The organism is Streptomyces ambofaciens ATCC 23877 (assembly GCF_001267885.1).
GTDB lineage: Bacteria > Actinomycetota > Actinomycetes > Streptomycetales > Streptomycetaceae > Streptomyces > Streptomyces ambofaciens.
The window spans coordinates 5,693,293-5,711,858 of the sequence record NZ_CP012382.1; the positions used below are offsets into that span (position 1 = coordinate 5,693,293).

At 71.7% G+C, this 18,566-nt stretch carries 19 protein-coding genes and 1 riboswitch; of the genes, 14 read left to right on the forward strand and 5 right to left on the reverse strand.

Annotation, left to right across the window (positions count from 1 at the left end):
* Window positions 1–127: 127 nt before the first annotated feature.
* The 5 genes from SAM23877_RS25450 (at window position 128) to SAM23877_RS25470 (ending at window position 5,258) form a co-directional block, all read left to right on the forward strand.
* Window positions 128–490, forward strand: a complete 363-nt coding sequence (locus SAM23877_RS25450) for a YraN family protein (RefSeq protein ID WP_053137717.1) — start codon at window positions 128–130, stop codon at window positions 488–490.
* Window positions 490–2,115, forward strand: coding sequence for a YifB family Mg chelatase-like AAA ATPase (locus SAM23877_RS25455; protein ID WP_053137720.1), 1,626 nt, complete (start codon window positions 490–492; stop codon window positions 2,113–2,115). The genes SAM23877_RS25450 and SAM23877_RS25455 overlap by 1 nt, the downstream gene beginning before the upstream one ends.
* Window positions 2,112–3,446 carry a DNA-processing protein DprA gene (gene dprA, locus SAM23877_RS25460; protein WP_079030424.1) on the forward strand — a complete coding sequence of 445 codons (1,335 nt, stop codon included), beginning with the start codon at window positions 2,112–2,114 and terminating at the stop codon, window positions 3,444–3,446. Before SAM23877_RS25455 ends, dprA begins: the two co-directional genes overlap by 4 nt.
* Before the next feature lie 283 nt (window positions 3,447–3,729).
* The gene (whiG, locus tag SAM23877_RS25465) at window positions 3,730–4,572 is read left to right on the forward strand and encodes an RNA polymerase sigma factor WhiG (RefSeq protein ID WP_053137727.1); all 843 of its coding nucleotides are present in this window, start codon (window positions 3,730–3,732) and stop codon (window positions 4,570–4,572) included.
* A gap of 128 nt (window positions 4,573–4,700) precedes the next feature.
* Window positions 4,701–5,258, forward strand: coding sequence for a TetR/AcrR family transcriptional regulator (locus tag SAM23877_RS25470; protein ID WP_053137730.1), 558 nt, complete (start codon window positions 4,701–4,703; stop codon window positions 5,256–5,258).
* Between the two features lie 171 nt (window positions 5,259–5,429).
* Here the strand turns inward: SAM23877_RS25470 and SAM23877_RS25475 are convergent, their stop codons facing one another.
* Window positions 5,430–6,143: a murein hydrolase activator EnvC family protein gene (locus tag SAM23877_RS25475; RefSeq protein WP_079030425.1), complete on the reverse strand. Its 714-nt coding sequence runs from the start codon at window positions 6,141–6,143 to the stop codon at window positions 5,430–5,432.
* Between the two features lie 272 nt (window positions 6,144–6,415).
* Between SAM23877_RS25475 and rpsB the strand changes: the two genes are divergently transcribed.
* The 5 genes from rpsB (at window position 6,416) to SAM23877_RS25500 (ending at window position 11,154) form a co-directional block, all read left to right on the forward strand.
* Complete coding sequence (rpsB, locus tag SAM23877_RS25480; protein WP_053137733.1) at window positions 6,416–7,345, forward strand: 30S ribosomal protein S2; 930 nt, start codon at window positions 6,416–6,418, stop codon at window positions 7,343–7,345.
* 94 nt (window positions 7,346–7,439) lie between these two features.
* Entirely contained in the window at window positions 7,440–8,276 is an 837-nt protein-coding gene (gene tsf, locus SAM23877_RS25485) for a translation elongation factor Ts (RefSeq protein WP_053137736.1), read from the forward strand.
* A gap of 206 nt (window positions 8,277–8,482) precedes the next feature.
* The gene (pyrH, locus tag SAM23877_RS25490; RefSeq protein WP_053137740.1) at window positions 8,483–9,241 is read left to right on the forward strand and encodes a UMP kinase; all 759 of its coding nucleotides are present in this window, start codon (window positions 8,483–8,485) and stop codon (window positions 9,239–9,241) included.
* Window positions 9,242–9,421: 180 nt separating this feature from the next.
* Entirely contained in the window at window positions 9,422–9,979 is a 558-nt protein-coding gene (frr, locus tag SAM23877_RS25495; RefSeq protein ID WP_053142865.1) for a ribosome recycling factor, read from the forward strand.
* On the forward strand, window positions 9,979–11,154 hold the full coding sequence (locus SAM23877_RS25500) for a phosphatidate cytidylyltransferase (protein WP_053137743.1): 1,176 nt from the start codon (window positions 9,979–9,981) through the stop codon (window positions 11,152–11,154). Before frr ends, SAM23877_RS25500 begins: the two co-directional genes overlap by 1 nt.
* A gap of 233 nt (window positions 11,155–11,387) precedes the next feature.
* On the opposite strand, the gene SAM23877_RS25505 is transcribed toward SAM23877_RS25500, so the two are convergent.
* Genes SAM23877_RS25505 through SAM23877_RS25520 form a run of 4 tightly spaced genes read right to left on the reverse strand, consistent with a single transcriptional unit; the run spans window position 11,388 to window position 13,804 of the window.
* A complete protein-coding gene (locus SAM23877_RS25505) occupies window positions 11,388–11,891 on the reverse strand; it encodes a GNAT family N-acetyltransferase (RefSeq protein WP_053137746.1) in 504 nt (167 codons plus the stop codon).
* Entirely contained in the window at window positions 11,888–12,307 is a 420-nt protein-coding gene (locus SAM23877_RS25510) for an arsenate reductase ArsC (RefSeq protein WP_053137749.1), read from the reverse strand. Before SAM23877_RS25510 ends, SAM23877_RS25505 begins: the two co-directional genes overlap by 4 nt.
* Window positions 12,300–13,400 (reverse strand): ACR3 family arsenite efflux transporter, encoded by a 1,101-nt coding sequence (gene arsB / locus SAM23877_RS25515; protein ID WP_280518077.1) that lies wholly within the window; start codon window positions 13,398–13,400, stop codon window positions 12,300–12,302. Before arsB ends, SAM23877_RS25510 begins: the two co-directional genes overlap by 8 nt.
* The gene (locus SAM23877_RS25520) at window positions 13,397–13,804 is read right to left on the reverse strand and encodes an ArsR/SmtB family transcription factor (RefSeq protein WP_053137754.1); all 408 of its coding nucleotides are present in this window, start codon (window positions 13,802–13,804) and stop codon (window positions 13,397–13,399) included. The genes arsB and SAM23877_RS25520 overlap by 4 nt, the downstream gene beginning before the upstream one ends.
* Window positions 13,805–13,882: 78 nt before the next feature.
* Here SAM23877_RS25520 and SAM23877_RS25525 point away from each other — a divergent pair, with 78 nt between their 5' ends.
* The 4 genes from SAM23877_RS25525 to SAM23877_RS25540 all read left to right on the forward strand — a co-directional run bounded on the left by SAM23877_RS25525 (window position 13,883) and on the right by SAM23877_RS25540 (window position 18,566).
* On the forward strand, window positions 13,883–14,353 hold the full coding sequence (locus tag SAM23877_RS25525; RefSeq protein ID WP_053137757.1) for an ArsI/CadI family heavy metal resistance metalloenzyme: 471 nt from the start codon (window positions 13,883–13,885) through the stop codon (window positions 14,351–14,353).
* Window positions 14,354–14,488: 135 nt separating this feature from the next.
* Window positions 14,489–15,595: a dual-specificity RNA methyltransferase RlmN gene (rlmN, locus tag SAM23877_RS25530; RefSeq protein WP_053137760.1), complete on the forward strand. Its 1,107-nt coding sequence runs from the start codon at window positions 14,489–14,491 to the stop codon at window positions 15,593–15,595.
* 51 nt (window positions 15,596–15,646) lie between these two features.
* Window positions 15,647–15,752, forward strand: a riboswitch (TPP riboswitch).
* Window positions 15,753–15,831: 79 nt separating this feature from the next.
* Window positions 15,832–16,920, forward strand: coding sequence for a thiamine ABC transporter substrate-binding protein (locus tag SAM23877_RS25535; protein WP_053137763.1), 1,089 nt, complete (start codon window positions 15,832–15,834; stop codon window positions 16,918–16,920).
* Window positions 16,896–18,566 carry an ABC transporter permease gene (locus SAM23877_RS25540; RefSeq protein ID WP_162492128.1) on the forward strand — a complete coding sequence of 557 codons (1,671 nt, stop codon included), beginning with the start codon at window positions 16,896–16,898 and terminating at the stop codon, window positions 18,564–18,566. Before SAM23877_RS25535 ends, SAM23877_RS25540 begins: the two co-directional genes overlap by 25 nt.

An 18,566-nucleotide genomic window follows, 5' to 3' on the forward strand; every position in this document is an offset into this window, starting at 1 on the left:
AGCCGGCAAACGGTCACCGCACCACACTCGTGTGGGTGACGACGTTGTCCACAGTCGGCTGACCGTCCACCAAGATCCAACAGCTCGCTGAGCTGCCCTCACCGTTGGCGCCGGAGGTGGTGCCGACATGAACGCACGAGCTGCGATCGGCAAGTACGGCGAGACACTCGCCGCCCGCCGGCTGACCGGGGCCGGCCTGACCGTCCTGGAGCGCAACTGGCGCTGTGGCAGGACCGGCGAGATCGACATCGTGGCCCGGGACGGGGACGTCCTGGTGGTCTGCGAGGTCAAGACGCGCAGGGGAGGCTCCTTCGAGCACCCGATGGCCGCGGTGAGCCCCGAGAAGGCGGAGCGGCTGCGACGGCTCGCCGAACGCTGGATCCAGACCCACGGAGGAGCCCCGCCCGGCGGTGTCCGCATCGACCTGGTCGGCGTCCTCCTCCCGCAGCGCGGCGCCCCCGTGGTGGAGCACGCCCGAGGGGTGGCGTGATGGGGTTCGCGCGTACGTGCTCCGTGGCGCTCGTCGGCGTCGAGGGCGTGGTGGTCGAGGTCCAGGCCGACCTCGAACCCGGCGTGGCGGCGTTCACCCTGGTGGGGCTGCCGGACAAGAGCCTGACCGAGAGCCGGGACCGGGTGCGGGCCGCCGTGGTGAACTCGGGCGCCGAGTGGCCGCAGAAGAAGCTGACGGTGGGGCTCAGCCCGGCGTCGGTACCCAAGAGCGGCAGCGGATTCGACCTGGCGGTCGCCGCGGCCGTCCTGGGCGCCGCCGAGCGGATCGATCCCCGCGTGCTCGCCGACATCGTGATGATCGGGGAGCTGGGGCTCGACGGACGGGTGCGGCCGGTGCGCGGCATCCTCCCGGCGGTACTCGCCGCCGCCGAGGCCGGCTACGAGCAGGTGGTCGTCCCGGAGTGCGCCGCCGCCGAGGCGTCCCTGGTGCCCGGCGTGTCCGTGCTCGGCGTGCGCAGCCTGCGCCAGCTGATCGCCGTCCTCGCCGACGAACCCGTCCCGGAGGAGGAACGGGACGAGCAGGGCCGGCCCGACCCGCTGCTGGCCGGTCTGCGGATGCCCGGCACGGGAGCCGCCACCGGTATGCACAGCATGGGAGCGGCGCAGCACGACCACGGGCACGACCTCGCCGACGTCGTGGGTCAGGAGTCGGCGCGCACGGCGGTCGAGGTCGCCGCGGCCGGTGGCCACCACCTGTTCCTGGAGGGGCCGCCCGGCGCGGGGAAGACCATGCTCGCCGAGCGGCTGCCCGCCCTCCTGCCCCGGCTCTGCCGGGCGGAGTCGCTGGAGGTCACCGCGGTGCACTCGGTGGCGGGTCTGCTGCCACCGGGCAAGCCCCTGATCGACGTGGCCCCCTACTGCGCACCGCATCACTCGGCCACGATGCAGGCCCTCGTCGGGGGCGGTCCCGGCATCGCACGGCCGGGGGCCGTCTCACTCGCCCACCGGGGTGTGCTCTTCCTGGACGAGACGCCGGAGTTCAGCAGCCACGCGCTCGATGCGCTGCGCCAGCCGCTGGAGGCCGGTCACGTCGTCATCGCCCGCAGCGCGGGTGTCGTGCGCTTCCCCGCGCGGTTCCTGATGGTCCTCGCCGCCAATCCGTGCCCGTGCGGGCGCTTCTCGCGGACGGAGGACCTGTGCGAGTGCCCGGCCTCGGCGATCCGCCGCTACCAGGCACGACTGTCCGGCCCGCTGCTCGACCGGGTCGACCTCCGGGTCGAGGTGGACCGGATCACCCGCGGCCGACTGGCCGGCGACGGCACCCGCGGCGACACCACCGCCACGGTCGCCGACCGGGTGCGAGCCGCCAGGGAACGGGCGGTGGCACGACTGGCGGGCACACCGTGGCGGTCCAACAGCGAGGTACCGGGACGAGAGCTGCGCAGCCGCTGGCACGCCGCACCCGGTGCGCTGGAGGAGGCGGAGCGCAGCCTGGAACGGGGTGTGCTCACCGCCCGAGGCCTCGACCGGGTGCTGCGCGTCGCCTGGACCGTCGCGGATCTCGTCGGCCACGACCGACCCGACGCGCGGGATGTCGCCCTGGCGCTGCAACTGCGCACGGGAGTCCCGCGGGGCGTCCCCATGGCACTGGGGGCACTGACATGACCGGGGACGAGACCGTGCCGGAGGGCGAGACGGTCGCCGGCGCCGGCGACCAGGCCCTCGACGGCACCGCGCCGGGGCGCGTCCACCGGGCCGGGGACGGGGCCTCCCGGGCCGACGACTTCGCCGGGGGCGGTGCCGTCGCCCGGGGTGGTGCGGTGAGGGGGCGTGGGGAGCGGGACCCGGGTGAGGTGGACGGCGAGCTGCTCGGCAGGGTCTTCCTCACCCGGGTCCTCGAGCCCGGCGACGAGACCGGCGGGCGCTGGGTGCGCGAGCGGGGCGTCGCTGACGTGGTGCGACGCCTGCGCGAGGGCGGGCGTCCGCTGCCCGGGGTGAGTGAGAAGCGCTGGGCCGGGCTGCTGGCCAGGGCCGGCCGGGCCGACCCCCGGAGGGATCTCGCCGTCGCCCGGGCGGCAGGGGTGCGGTTCGTCGCACCCGGGGCCGCCGAGTGGCCCGGGCAGCTCGACGACCTGGGGGACGCCCGGCCCCTCGGGTTGTGGGTACGCGGCCGGCCCAGCCTGCGCATGTGGGCGCTGAGGTCGGTGGCCGTCGTCGGCGCCCGCGCCTGCACCGAGTACGGCGCCCACATGGCGGCCACCCTCGCCGCCGGCCTCGCCGAGCGCGGCTGGGTCGTGGTGTCCGGGGGCGCCTACGGGGTCGACGGCGCGGCTCACCGGGGAGCGCTCGGCGCGGGCGGTGCCACCGCCGCCGTCCTCGCCTGCGGCGTCGACCGCCCCTACCCGCCCGGGCACGCGAGGCTGATCACCAGGATCGCGGAACAGGGACTGGTCGTCGGGGAGCTGCCCCCGGGTGATCACCCGACGCCGAGCAGATTCATCCTGCGCAACCGGGTGATCGCCGCGCTCACCCGGGGCACCGTGGTCGTGGAAGCCGCCTACCGCAGTGGCTCGCTGGTCACGGCACGCGCCGCCGAACGCCTGGGCCGGCACACGATGGGCGTGCCCGGTCCGGCCACCAGCGCGCTCTCCGCCGGGGTGCACGAGTTGCTGCGAGGCCATGCGGTGCTCGTCAGTGACGCCGCCGAGGTCGTCGAACTGGTCGGCGACATGGGAGAGCTGGCTCCCGACCGGCACGGACCGGTTCTCCCCACCGACCTGCTGGAACCCCGGGCCCGCCAGGTGCTGGCCGGGCTCCCCGGGCGCGGAGCGGCCACGGCGGTCGAGGTGGCGCGCCGGGCGCAGACCACGGAGGACGACGCGATCGCGAGACTGTACGAGCTTCGAGCACTTGGTTACGTCGAACGACACGGCGACGGCTGGAAGTTGACACGCCAGCCGATGATCTCGGTCCGCGGGGGCCGGAACCCGTCCTGACGCAGCGTGTTCGGCCGTCCGGGGGAACCCCGACGCCCTTGGGAATCCCGGCAGTTGAGGTGTTCGAGTGATCACGCAGAGCGATCATCATCCCCCCTGTAGAGCGTTCAGCGGAACGTATCTGCGTACGGCCCTCACCCGTCGCTTCGCGCACCGCGACAGTCCAGTCACGCTACGCTCACGAGGACCCCCACGCAGACGTCCGACAGCAGGCGACAACCAGACAGCAGACCGGCGGCCCCACCAGGCACCCGCATCACGGCAGAACGGCACAAGGCGACGAATGCCCCAGCACACCTCCGGGCCCGAACGGGCGGCGATCCCCCCAGCCGCCCGTGACGGTGGCAGCGTGCGACCGCCCGCCCCCTCGACGCTCGACGAGTTGTGGCGGTCGTACAAGGCGACGGGGGACGAGCGGCTGCGGGAACAGCTGATCCTGCACTACTCGCCCCTGGTGAAATATGTGGCAGGCCGGGTGAGCGTGGGGCTGCCGCCCAACGTCGAGCAGGCGGACTTCGTCTCCTCGGGGGTCTTCGGACTGATCGACGCGATCGAGAAGTTCGACGTCGACCGCGAGATCAAGTTCGAGACGTACGCGATCACCCGGATCCGTGGCGCGATGATCGACGAACTGCGGGCGCTGGACTGGATCCCGCGGTCGGTCCGGCAGAAGGCGCGGAACGTGGAACGCGCGTACACGACGCTGGAGGCGCGACTGCGCCGCACCCCGTCGGAGAGCGAGGTGGCCGTCGAGATGGGGATCGCGGTGGAGGACCTCCACGCGGTTTTCAGTCAGCTGTCGCTCGCCAACGTGGTGGCGCTGGAGGAGCTGCTGCACGCCGGCGGGGAGGGCGGGGGCCGGCTGAGCCTCATGGACACCTTGGAGGACACCGCCGCCGACAACCCGGTGGAGGTCGCCGAGGACCGTGAGCTGCGACGGCTCCTGGCGCGGGCGATCAACACGCTGCCCGAGCGGGAGAAGACCGTGGTCACGCTGTACTACTACGAGGGGCTCACGCTCGCCGAGATCGGGAACGTGCTCGGTGTGACGGAGAGCCGGGTCAGCCAGATTCACACCAAGTCGGTGTTGCAGCTGCGCGCTAAGCTGGCGGGATTCGGCCGCTGACCAGGGGTGATGCCCTGCGGTCGGCGCTGTCGGCGACCCTGTGGCCCGTCGCGCGGCCGCAGGAGTGACTCCCGTACGGGGTGGCGCGTCCGTAAAGTGGGGGCGTGCCAAGGATTCGAGCGGCCTCCGTGGCCGAGCACCGGTCGATGCAGCGTGCCGCCCTGCTGGACGCGGCACGCTCCCTGCTGTCCGACGGCGGAACGGAGGCGCTGACCTTCCCCGCCCTCGCCGAACGGACGGGCCTCGCGCGCTCCTCCGTCTACGAGTACTTCCGCTCACGGGCGGCGGTCGTCGAGGAGCTGTGCGCCGTCGACTTCCCGGTCTGGGCCGCGGAGGTCGAGGCGGCGATGGAGCGTGAGGCGTCCGCCGAGGCCAAGGTCGAGGCGTACGTGCGTACCCAGCTCGACCTGGTCGGGGACCGGCGGCACCGGGCCGTCGTGGCCATCTCCGCGAGCGAGCTGGACGCCGGCGCGAGGGAGAAGATCCGGGCGGCGCACGGCGGGCTGATCGCGATGATCGTCGAGGCGCTGGGCGAGATGGGACACGAGCAGCCGCGGCTCGCGGCGATGCTGCTGCAGGGGGTCGTGGACGCGGCCGTGCGGAGGATCGAACTGGGGGCCGCGGAGGAACCGACGGCAATCACCGAGGCCGCGGTCTCCATGGCCCTGCGAGGCGTACGGGGCTGACTGACCCGCCGGGGCGGCCGGACATCCCGGCGGCCGGACGTCTGGCGTCCGGGCGTCCCGGGCGTCCTGGGCGTCCCGTGCGTTCGTGTGTCCCGTGCGTCGCGTGCGTTCGTGCGTCCCGTGCGTTCGTGCGTCCCGTGTTCATCGCGTGGCCGACGCCTTCGCCGGGTGTCAGGGAGCCATGTCCGTGCCGGGCCCGCGTGCCTCCCCGGCCGCACGCGGGCCCGGGGAGTGCGGCAGGGGGACCCCCAGGACCGGCAGCAGCCTCGACGGGCCTCCGTCGAGCAGCCACGGGGGCAGCAGGGAGAGCGGGTTCAGGTAGACGTCGCCCCGCAGCAGGCCCCAGTGCAGGCAACCCGTGCAGTGGGAGCCCGTCGGCTCGACCGTGCCGAGCACCTCGCCCGCCGCGACCTCGTCGCCCCGCGTCACGGACGCCTCGAGCGGCTCGTACGTCGTCCGCAGGGGAGGATCGCCCGTCCCGGTCAGCTCCACCGAGACGACGCCCCTCCCCGCCACCCGACCCGCGAACGACACCCTCCCCGCCGCCACCGTCCGCACCGAGGCCCCGGCGGCCGTGGCGAGGTCGACGCCGCGGTGGCCCGGACCGTAAGGGGTCGCCGGGGCCTCCCACCCCCGTAGGACCGGAGGACGCGCGCCGACCGGCCAGACGCGGGCCACGGCCGGAACGGACGGGTCCGGGAGCCCGCCGGCGTCCCCGGCCGTCAACGGAACCGCCGCCGACACTCCCGCCGGTGACGCCGCCGACGACGCGGGTCGTGGTGGCCCCGCGATCACCGAGACCACCAGCAGCCACACGGCCGCCGACAGACCCGCCCGTCCAGCCGCCGCCCGTCCACCCGCGCTCACCCATCGCCTCACTCGCATGCGGGAAACCGTGCCGCACCGAGGGTCGGCCCCGCCCCGCCCTGTGGACCGTCCCCCGGTTGTGGACAGCCGCGTCACCCGGTGCCCCGCGGGTCCCGTACACTTCTGATGGCGATCCGGGTCACCGGGTCGACTTCGCACGCCCCGACACGAAGCCCGCAAAGGCTCGTGTCAGCGCCCCTCGGTCCCTTGCGGCAGGCGCATCGCGGGCGTCAGGCGCGGGAGCCGTCCGGCTCGCGCGGCACAACCGAGAAAATCAAGGAGATACGGCCATGGCCGTCGTCACGATGCGGGAGCTGCTGGAGAGCGGCGTCCACTTCGGTCACCAGACCCGTCGTTGGAACCCGAAGATGAAGCGCTTCATCTTCACGGAGCGCAACGGCATCTACATCATCGACCTGCTCCAGTCGCTGTCGTACATCGACCGCGCCTACGAGTTCGTCAAGGAGACCGTCGCCCACGGCGGCACGGTCATGTTCGTCGGCACGAAGAAGCAGGCGCAGGAGGCCATCGCCGAGCAGGCCACCCGCGTCGGCATGCCCTTCGTCAACCAGCGCTGGCTGGGCGGCATGCTCACCAACTTCTCGACCGTCTACAAGCGCCTGCAGCGCCTGAAGGAGCTCGAGCAGATCGACTTCGAGGACGTGGCCGCCTCCGGCCTCACCAAGAAGGAGCTGCTGGTCCTCTCCCGCGAGAAGGCCAAGCTGGAGAAGACCCTCGGCGGTATCCGCGAGATGTCCAAGGTGCCCAGCGCCGTCTGGATCGTGGACACCAAGAAGGAGCACATCGCGGTCGGCGAGGCCCGGAAGCTCAACATCCCGGTCGTCGCCATCCTCGACACCAACTGCGACCCCGACGAGGTCGACTACAAGATCCCGGGCAACGACGACGCGATCCGCTCCGTCACCCTGCTCACCCGCGTGATCGCCGACGCCGTCGCCGAGGGCCTCATCGCCCGCTCCGGTGCCGGCAAGGGCGCCGAGGGTGACAAGGCCGCGGGCGAGCCGCTCGCCGCGTGGGAGCGCGACCTGCTCGAGGGCGAGAAGAAGGCCGAGGAGGCCCCGGCCGCCGACGCCGAGAAGCCTGCCGAGGCTCCCGCCGCCGACGCCGAGCAGCCCGCCGAGGCCCCGGCCGCCGACGCCGAGCAGCCCGCCGAGGCTCCCGCCGCCGAGGCCCCGGCCGCGGACGCCGAGCAGGCCTGACCCCTCACCACCTTCGGGTTCTGGACGGCGGGGGCCCACGAAGCCCCCGCCGTCCGGCCCGTAGATCTTCAGACTCGAGAGAGATTCCGGAATCATGGCGAACTACACCGCCGCTGACGTCAAGAAGCTCCGTGAGCTCACCGGCGCCGGCATGATGGACTGCAAGAAGGCGCTGGACGAGGCCGAGGGCAGCGTCGAGAAGGCCGTCGAGGCGCTCCGCATCAAGGGTCAGAAGGGCGTCGCCAAGCGCGAGGGCCGCTCTGCCGAGAACGGTGCCGTCGTCTCGATCATCGCCGACGACAACACCTCGGGTGTGCTCGTCGAGCTGAAGTGCGAGACGGACTTCGTCGCCAAGGGTGACAAGTTCCAGGGCGTGGCCAAGGCCATCGCCGAGCACGTCGCCAAGGCCTCCCCGGCCGACCTCGAGGCCCTGCTGGCCTCCGAGATCGAGCCCGGCAAGACCGTCCAGGCGTTCGTGGACGAGGCCAACGCGAACCTCGGCGAGAAGATCGTCCTGGACCGCTTCGCGCAGTTCTCCGGCGGCTTCGTGACCGCGTACATGCACCGCACGATGCCCGACCTGCCCCCGCAGATCGGTGTCCTCGTCGAGCTGGACAAGCCGAACGCCGAGATCGCCAAGGGCGTCGCCCAGCACATCGCCGCCTTCGCGCCGAAGTACCTCTCCAAGGAGGACGTGCCGGCCGAGGTCGTCGAGTCCGAGCGCCGCGTCGCCGAGGAGACCACCCGCGCCGAGGGCAAGCCCGAGGCCGCCCTGCCGAAGATCGTCGAGGGTCGCCTCAACGGCTTCTTCAAGGACGCCACCCTGCTCGGCCAGCCCTACGCCCTGGACAACAAGAAGTCGGTCCAGAAGGTGCTGGACGAGGCCGGTGTCAGCCTGAAGCGCTTCTCGCGCATCAAGGTCGGCATCTGAGTCCGTACCGCGACGGACGCTCGACCCCGGTAGGGTCGACAGCAGTCGTCGGCGCCGTTCGCGCATGCCCTGGCGCACGCGCGCGTGGCGGCGGACGACAGCAGATCTGACGAGGAGGCCATTGCCGCGTACGGGATGCGAATCACGCCCCCACCGGCAATGGCCTTCTTCGTGTGTGTGACCCACGTAAAAGAGGCGAGATCTCCATGACCACCAAGGCCGAGAAGAGCGACGACGGCAAAGTACGCGGCCGCTTCATGCTGAAGCTGTCCGGAGAGGCGTTCTCCGGCGGTGGGGGCCTGGGCGTCGACCCCGACGTGGTGCACGCCATCGCCCGCGAGATCGCGGCCGTCGTCCGGGACGGCGCCGAGATCGCGATCGTCATCGGCGGCGGCAACTTCTTCCGTGGCGCCGAGCTGCAGGTGCGCGGCATGGACCGCGCCCGCTCCGACTACATGGGCATGCTCGGCACCGTGATGAACTGCCTGGCCCTCCAGGACTTCCTGGAGAAGGAGGGCGTCGACTGCCGCGTGCAGACCGCCATCACCATGGGCCAGGTCGCCGAGCCCTACATCCCGCTGCGCGCCGTGCGCCACCTGGAGAAGGGCCGCGTGGTCATCTTCGGCGCCGGTATGGGCATGCCCTACTTCTCCACCGACACCACGGCCGCCCAGCGCGCCCTCGAGATCGACGCCGAGGCCCTGCTCATGGGCAAGAACGGCGTGGACGGGGTCTACGACTCCGACCCGAAGACCAACCCGGACGCCGTGAAGTTCGACGCGCTCGGCTACGGCGAGGTCATCACCCGCGACCTGAAGGTCGCCGACGCCACGGCCGTCACGCTCTGCCGCGACAACAGCCTCCCGATCGTGGTCTTCGAGCTCCTGAAGGAGGGCAATATCGCCCGCGCCGTCAAGGGTGAGAAGATCGGCACGCTTGTGGGTGACCAAGGCAACCGGGACTGACCGGAGAACCACCCCCGTCCGCGGACGCCACCTGTCCGGGGGACGGACGGGACGGGACCGGGCCGGGGGATGGACAATGTCCCACCGGTCGGGAACCGTGCAGGAAGAACGCGACGCAGCCGGCCGCCGTCCCGACAGGGAACCGCAGCCGGGCCTACTCAAGACACGCAGGAGCAAGTGGTGATCGAAGAGACCCTCCTCGAGGCCGAGGAGAAGATGGAGAAGGCCGTCGTGGTCGCCAAGGAGGACTTCGCCGCGATCCGCACCGGCCGTGCGCACCCGGCGATGTTCAACAAGATCGTGGCCGACTACTACGGCGCGCCGACGCCGATCAACCAGCTGGCCTCGTTCTCCGTGCCCGAGCCGCGCATGGCCGTGGTGACGCCCTTCGACAAGAGCGCCCTGCGCAACATCGAGCAGGCGATCCGCGACTCCGACCTGGGCGTCAACCCCAGCAACGACGGCAACATCATCCGGGTGGTGTTCCCCGAGCTCACCGAGGAGCGCCGCCGCGACTACATCAAGGTCGCCAAGAGCAAGGGCGAGGACGCCAAGGTCTCGATCCGCTCCGTGCGCCGCAAGGCCAAGGACGCCATCGACAAGATGGTCAAGGACGGCGAGGTCGGCGAGGACGAGGGCCGTCGTGCGGAGAAGGAGCTCGACGACACCACCGCCAAGTACGTCGCCCAGGTGGACGAGCTCCTGAAGCACAAGGAAGCGGAGCTGCTCGAGGTCTGATGAACGACTCTTCCTGGGGAGCGCCGCCACAAGCCGGGTACTGGGGGCCGTCCGACCAGGGACCTGTCCAGGGCGCTGCCCCGGCGGGTCCCGCGTACGATGCGCCGTACGCGCAGCAGACTCGCCCCATGCCCATCGTGCCCGACGTACCCGAACACGGCGGAGCCCAGGACGACGACCAGGGGGCCGCTCGGCCGAGCGGCCCCCTGTTCCGGGACGAGCCGTTCCGCGATGAGCCGTATCGCGAGCACACCCACAGCGACGAGAACCCGTCGGCGCAGCCGTATGCGGCGGTGCCGCAGAATCCGGAGCCCATGCCCGACGCCCCGCAGCCGGCGCAGCCCCAGCCGCAGCCGAAGAAGACCGCGGGGCGCGATCTGGGTGCCGCGATAGGGGTGGGCCTCGGTCTCGGCGTAGTGATCATCGCGTCGCTGTTCGTCGTCAAGGCCGTCTTCGTCGGTGTGGTCGCGGTCGCCGTCGTCGTGGGCCTGTGGGAGCTGACCACCCGGCTGGAGGAGAGCAAGGGCATCAAGGCGCCCCTCGTGCCGCTCGCGATCGGCGGCGCCGCGATGGTGGTCGCCGGGTACGTGCGGGGCTCCGAGGGCGCGTGGGTCGCCATGGCGCTCACGGCGCTCGCGGTCCTCGCCTGGCGGATGACCGAGCCGCCGGAGGGTTACCTCAGGGACGTGACCGCGGGGCTGTTCGCGGCGTTCTACGTGCCCTTCCTGGCCACGTTCGTCGCGATGATGCTCATGGCGGACGACGGTGCCCGGCGCGTGCTGGTCTTCCTGGTGCTGACGGTCGTCAGCGACACCGGTGCCTACGCCGTCGGCTGGCGGTTCGGCAGGACCAAGCTCGCCCCCCGCATCAGCCCCGGCAAGACCCGCGAGGGCCTGCTCGGAGCGGTGGCCTTCGCGATGGTGGCGGGCGCGCTGTGCATGCAGTTCCTGATCGACGACGGCATCTGGTGGCAGGGCCTGCTGCTCGGGCTCGCGGTCGCCGTCAGCGCCACGCTGGGCGACCTCGGCGAGTCCATGATCAAGCGGGACCTCGGCATCAAGGACATGGGCACCCTGCTCCCGGGGCACGGCGGCATCATGGACCGGCTGGACTCGCTGCTGCCGACGGCGCCGGTGGTGTGGCTCCTGCTGGTGATCTTCGTCGGGTCCGGCTGACGGCCTGGCCGACCGCCGCCGGACGTACCGGCCGCCCCTCCCGCACCCGCGGCCACGACCAGGCCGCCCTCGTGGGAGGGGCGCGGCGCGTTCCGGGGCGGCCCACCCGGCGGTCGGCGGCGACGTCGGTGCGGTCGGTGCGGTCGGACTCCGGCGGTCGGCGCCCGCGGTCGAACGTCCAGCACACCCGGGGCGTACGCCCGGCGGAACGCGGTCGGTGGACGAGCGCCAGGTCAGACGGCGGGGCTTCTGCGTTCGATCAGTACGACGTCGCGCCATACGCCGTGGTGCCGGCCGATGCGCTCACGCGTTCCGACGACGCGGAAGCCCGCCCTCTGGTGAAGGGCGAGACTGGCGGTGTTCTCGGGGAAGACGCCGGACTGGATCGTCCAGATCCCGGCGGCCTCGGTGGACGCGGTCAGCTCGCGGAGCAGGGCGGCGCCGATGCCGTGGCCGCGCGCGTCGGGGTGGACGTACACCGAGTGCTCGACGACGCCTGCGTACGCGCATCGGTCGGAGACCGCCACCGCGGCGATCCAGCCGAGGACGCGGCCGGTGGCGTCGAGGGCGACGTACCGGTGTTCCGGCAGCTTGGCCGTGTCGAACTCCTCCCAGCCCGGAGCGGTGGTCTCGAAGGTGGCATCGCCCTCGTCGATGCCGAGCCGGTAGATCGCCAGGACCTGGCCGGCGTGCTCGGCGGTCATCGCGGTGATGCGGTACTCGTCCGCCTCGTTCATGCCCGGCTCGACGGGGCGATCTCGTCGATCAGGCCGCGGACGCGCTTCTCGATCTCGTCGCGGATCGGCCGAACCGCGGCGACCCCCTGCCCGGCCGGGTCGGGGAGCTCCCAGTCGAGGTAGCGCTTCCCGGGGAAGACGGGGCAGGTGTCGCCGCACCCCATCGTGATCACGGCGTCGGACGCCTGGACCGCCTCGACCGTCAGCACCTTGGGTACTTCGGCGGCGATGTCGATGCCCACCTCCGCCATGGCCTCGACGACGGCCGGGTTGACGGTGCCGGCGGGAGCGGAGCCTGCGGAGCGGACCCGGACGCGGTCCCCCGCGAGGTGGGTGAGGAAGGCGGCGGCCATCTGCGAGCGTCCGGCGTTGTGGACGCAGACGAACAGCACGGACGGGGCGGCGGTGTCAGGCATGGGTGGCGTCCTTCCGGGGCGCGGGGCCGGCGGCCGGGGCGGTGAAGTAGCGGCGTGCGTACAGGGCCACGTGCACCAGAGCGATCAGTACGGGCACCTCGATGAGGGGGCCCACGACACCGGCGAGGGCCTGGCCGGAGGAGGCGCCGAAGGTGGCGATGGCGACCGCGATGGCCAGTTCGAAGTTGTTGCCCGCCGCGGTGAAGGCCAGCGTCGTCGCGCGGGAGTGGTCCAGGCCGACGGCACGTCCCAGGAACATCGAACCGGCCCACATGATCGCGAAGTAGACCAGCAGCGGCAGGGCGATGCGGACGACGTCGAGGGGCCGCGAGGTGATGGCCTCGCCCTGCAGGGCGAAGAGGATGACGATCGTGAAGAGCAGCCCGTACAGGGCGAAGGGGCCGATGCGCGGGATGAACCGTGCCTCGTACCAGGTGCGGCCCCTGGTCTTCTCGCCGATGCGGCGGGTGAGGTAGCCGGCCGCGAGGGGGATGCCGAGGAAGACGAGCACACTGCGGGCGATCTCCCACACCGAGACGTCCAGGCCGGTCTGTTCCAGGCCGAGAAGGCCCGGCAGTACGGAGAGGTAGAACCACCCGAGCGCCGAGAACGCGACGACCTGGAAGACGGAGTTCAGGGCGACGAGGACGGCGGCGGCCTCCCGGTGGCCGCAGGCGAGGTCGTTCCAGATGATGACCATGGCGATGCAGCGGGCCAGACCGACGATGATCAGGCCGGTGCGGTAGGCGGGCAGGTCCGGCAGGAACAGCCAGGCCAGGGCGAACATGAGCGCCGGGCCGACGATCCAGTTGAGCAGCAGGGACGGCAGCAGCAGGCGGCGGTCGCGGGTGACGGTGTCGAGGCGGTCGTAGCGGACCTTGGCCAGCACCGGGTACATCATCACGAGCAGGCCCAGGGCGATCGGCAGGGACACCCCGGTCACGGTCACCTCGGCCAGCGCGTCCCCCAGGCCCGGGACCAGGCGGCCCAGACCGAGCCCGGCCGCCATGGCGACGAGGATCCAGACGGCGAGGTAGCGGTCGACGAAGGAGAGGCGCCCGGCCACCTTGCGCTCGGGTACGGCACTGCTCACGAAGCGGCCCCGGCCGGCGCGGTGCGGTCGGGCAGGGGCTCGCCGGTGGGGCGGGTCAGGATGCCCGCCAGTCGGTCGGTCGTCTCCGGCACCAGCCAGTAGTAGACCCAGGTGCCGCGCCGCTCGCAGTCGATGAGACCGGCCTGCCGCAGCAGCTTCAGGTGATGCGAGATCGTCGGCTGGGACAGGTCGAAGGCCGGGGTCAGGTCGCAGACGCACACCTCGCCGCCCGCCCGTGAGGCGATCATCGACAGCAGCCGCAGCCGTACCGGGTCGCCCAGCGCCTTGAACACCCTCGCCAGCTCGACGGCCTGGTCCTCGTCCAGGGGAGCGGTCAGCAGGCCGGGGCAGCAGCTCCCGGACGCCTCGCTGCCGCCCAGTACCACCCACTCTTGATTCGACATGCCTCTATGTTGACATCTTTCGATCCAGCGCGCAATGTTGGATCGACGGATATCAAATCAACCGGATGGGAGCCTGCCATGTCCCGCGCTCAGCTCGCCCTGCGTGTCAGTGACCTGGAAGCGTCGATCACCTTCTACACGAAGCTGTTCGGCACCGAGCCGGCCAAACGGCGCGAGGGCTACGCCAACTTCGCCATCGCCGAGCCCCCGCTCAAGCTCGTCCTCATCGAGGGCGAGCCCGGCGAGGAGACCCGGCTCGACCACCTCGGCGTCGAGGTCGAGTCCGCCGACCAGGTCACCGCGGCCACGACCCGGCTCAAGGACGCCGGCCTGGCCACCTTCGAGGAGAACGACACCTCCTGCTGCTACGCCCTCCAGGACAAGGTGTGGGTCCACGGGCCCGGCAGGGAGCCCTGGGAGGTGTACGTCGTGAAGGCCGACGCCGACACCCTCGGCAAGAGCGCCGACCCCCGCGCCATCGGCGACGGCTGCTGCACCGGCCAGGCCACCGAGGAGGCGCCGAGCGCCGCGGGCTGTGCCTGCGGCTAGGAGCACCCGCACCGGGAACGGGCCCCGGTCACGGCCGGGGCCCGCTCGCGTCCGCGCGGGCGGACAGGGCTCGCACGACGAGCGACCGGCGACGGGCGCAGGCCACCCAAGTCGATCTGCGACACTGGGAACGTCATGCCTAAGCCCGGAGAACTCACATTCGTCGCCCCGCGCGGAGTCAAGAAGCCGCCGCGGCACCTCGCCGACCTCACGCCCGCCGAGCGCAAGGAGGCCGTCGCCGCCATCGGCGAGAAGCCGTTCCGTGCGAAGCAGCTCTCGCAGCACTACTTCGCGCGGTACGCGCACGACCCCGAGCAGTGGACGGACATCCCGGCCGGCTCGCGGGAGGGGCTGCGGGAGGCGTTGCTGCCCGAGCTGATGTCGGTCGTCCGGCATCTTTCGACCGACCAGGGCACCACCCGCAAGACGCTGTGGAAGCTGTTCGACGGGACGCTCGTCGAGTCCGTCCTCATGCGCTACCCGGACCGGGTGACCATGTGCATCAGCTCCCAGGCGGGCTGCGGCATGAACTGCCCGTTCTGTGCCACGGGGCAGGCCGGCCTGGACCGGAACCTGTCCACCGCCGAGATCGTGCACCAGATCGTGGACGGGATGCGGGCGCTCCGCGACGGGGAGGTCCCCGGTGGTCCGGCCCGGCTCAGCAACATCGTGTTCATGGGCATGGGCGAGCCCCTCGCCAACTACAACCGCGTCGTCGGTTCCATCCGCCGGCTCACCGACCCCGAGCCCGACGGGCTGGGGCTGTCCCAGCGCGGGATCACCGTCTCCACCGTCGGCCTCGTGCCGGCGATCCACCGGTTCGTCGACGAGGGCTTCAAGTGCCGCCTCGCGATCTCGCTGCACGCGCCGGACGACGAGCTGCGCGACACCCTCGTGCCGGTCAACACGCGGTGGAAGGTGCGCGAGGTGCTGGACGCCGGGTTCGAGTACGCGGAGCGGGCGGGGCGCCGGCTGTCGATCGAGTACGCGCTGATCCGGGACATCAACGACCAGGCGTGGCGCGGTGACCGGCTCGGGCGGCTGCTCAAGGGCAGGCCCGTGCACGTCAACCTCATCCCGCTCAACCCCACGCCCGGCTCCAAGTGGACCGCCTCGCGGCCCGAGGACGAGAAGGCGTTCGTGGAGGCGATCGCGGCGCACGGTGTGCCGGTGACGATCCGGGACACCCGTGGCCAGGAGATCGACGGGGCGTGTGGTCAGCTCGCCGCGAGCGAGCGGTAACCTGACCGGCGTCAGTACCACGCACACATCTTCACAGGTCAGTACATCTTCATATTCCGACAGGGGAGCGCCACAGCGCTGAGAGTGCGGCACCGGCCGCAGACCCTCCGAACCTGGCCCAGGTCATTCTGGGTAGGGAGATCGGTCACCACTCGAGCTGTTGCGCCCTGCCCGGGACCCTCGCCAGGGGTTCCGGGCGGGGCCGCGTCTTCTCCTGGTCACCCAGGAGGAATTCAGTGAGCATCACCAAGAAGGTCAGTGTCCTGGCCCTCGGACTCGGCATGGTCGGCACCCTGGCCGCCTGCGGCTCGTCGGACGGCGGTCAGGGGTCCGGCGACTCCAGGACCGTGACCCTGGTCAGCCATGACTCGTGGGCCGCGTCGAAGGACGTCATCGCCGCCTTCGAGAAGAGCTCCGGCTACAAGGTCAGGGTGCTGGAGGACGGCGACGCGGGTCAGGCCGTCAACAAGGCCATCCTCACCAAGGACGACCCCCAGGGGGACGTCTTCTTCGGCGTCGACAACACGCTGCTGTCCCGCGCCCTCGACAACGGGATCTTCCAGCCGTACGAGGCGAAGGGCTCCGACCTGATCCTCCCTGAGTACCGGGCCGGCCAGGACGAGCACCGGGTCACTCCCGTCGACACCGGAGACGTCTGCGTCAACTACGACAAGGCGTACTTCAGCGAGCGCGGGCTGACCCCGCCGGACTCCCTCGACGACCTGGTCGAGCCCCGGTACAAGGACCTGCTCGTCACCGAGAACGCCGCCAGTTCCTCGCCCGGCCTCGGCTTCCTGCTGGGCACCGCCGCGAAGTACGGGGATGGGGGCAGAGGCTGGCAGGACTACTGGAAGAAGCTGAAGGCGAACGGCGTCAAGGTCGTCGACAGCTGGGAGCAGGCGTACAACGAGGAGTTCTCCGGTTCGTCCGGCGGCAAGAAGGCCAAGGGCGACCGCCCGCTCGTCGTCTCCTACGCCTCCTCCCCGCCCGCCGAGGTGATCTACGCCGACCCGCAGCCGGCCACCGCGCCGACGGGCGTCGCCCAGGGCACCTGCTTCCGCCAGATCGAGTACGCGGGACTGCTGGACAACGCCGCCAACCCCGAGGGCGGCAAGGCGCTCCTCGACTTCCTGATCGGCAAGGAGTTCCAGGACGACATGCCGCTGAACATGTTCGTCTACCCGGTGCGTGAGGGGGCCCGGATCCCCGAGGCGTTCCGGAAGTTCGGACCGCAGGCCGAGGACCCGCAGACCATGGACCCGGCGAAGATCGCCGACAACCGCGACCAGTGGGTCAAGTCGTGGACCTCGCTCGTACTGAAGTGAAACGCCGGAGCACCGCGCGCGGGAGCGCAGCGCGGCTCGGCCTGATGGCCGTGCCCGTCGCGTTCTTCGCGGTGTTCTTCGCCTATCCCGTCGCCGCGATCGTCGCGCGCGGGCTGAAGGCCGACGGGGTCTGGCGGTTCGGGCGGATCGCCGACGTGCTGGCCCAGTCCGACATCCGGCACGTGCTGTGGTTCACCACCTGGCAGGCCCTGGCCTCCACCGCGCTCACCCTGCTGATCGCCCTGCCCGGCGCGTACGTCTTCGCCCGCTTCGACTTCCCCGGCAAGCAGTTCCTGCGGGCCGTGGTGACCGTGCCGTTCGTCCTGCCGACGGTCGTCGTCGGTACGGCGTTCCTGGCGCTGGTCGGACGCGGCGGCCTCCTCGACGAGCTGTGGGGCCTTCGGCTGGACACCACCGTGTGGGCGATCCTGCTGGCGCACGTCTTCTTCAACTACGCGGTCGTCGTACGCACCGTCGGCGGCCTCTGGTCGCAGCTCGACCCGCGGCAGGAGGAGGCCGCGCGGATGCTCGGCGCGTCCCGCCTCACCGCCTGGCGGACGGTCACGCTGCCCGCGCTCGGGCCCGCCGTGGCCGCCGCCGCGCTGATGGTGTTCCTGTTCACCTTCACCTCCTTCGGCGTCGTCCAGATCCTCGGCGGGCCCACCTTCTCCACCCTGGAGGTGGAGATCTACCGGCAGACCTCGCAGGTCTTCGACCTGTCCACGGCCGCCGTGCTGACCATGATCCAGTTCGTCGCGGTCGCCGCCGTCCTCGCCGTGCACGCCTGGACGGTACGGCGCCGGGAGACGGCCCTGCGGCTGGTGGACGCCGCGCGGACGGCGCGCCGCCCGCGCGGGGCCGGGCAGTGGGCGCTGCTCGCCGGGGTGCTGGTCACCGTCGCCGGGCTCGTCCTGCTGCCGCTGGCGGTACTGGTGCAGCGCTCGCTCGGCGCGTCCGGCTTCGGCTACTACCGGGCGCTGACCCGCGCGGACGGCGGTACCTTCCTCGTCCCGCCGATCGAGGCGATCGGCAACTCCCTCCAGTACGCCCTCGCCGCGACCGCCATCGCCGTGGTGATCGGCGCGCTGGCCGCGACCGCGCTCACCCGGCGCGACGCGGGCCGCTTCGTACGCGGTTTCGACGCGCTGCTGATGCTGCCGCTCGGGGTCTCCGCCGTGACGGTCGGCTTCGGCTTCCTGATCGCGCTGGACGAACCCCCGCTGGACCTCAGATCCACCTGGATCCTGGTGCCGCTCGCGCAGGCGCTGGTCGGCGTCCCCTTCGTCGTGCGCACGATGCTGCCGGTGCTGCGGGCGGTGGACGCACGGCTGCGGGAGGCGGCGTCCGTGCTCGGGGCGTCGCCCTGGCGGGTGTGGCGGGAGGTGGACCTGCCGATGGTGCGCCGGGCCCTGCTGGTGGCGGCCGGGTTCGCCTTCGCGGTGTCGCTCGGGGAGTTCGGGGCCACCGTGTTCATCGCGCGGCCGGACAGTCCGACGCTGCCGGTCGCCGTGGCCCGGCTGCTGGGACGGCCCGGGGACATGAACTACGGCCAGGCCATGGCCCTTTCGACGATTCTGATGCTGGTGTGCGCCGTGGCCCTGGTGGTGCTGGAGCGGCTGCGGACCGACCGGAGCGGGGAGTTCTAG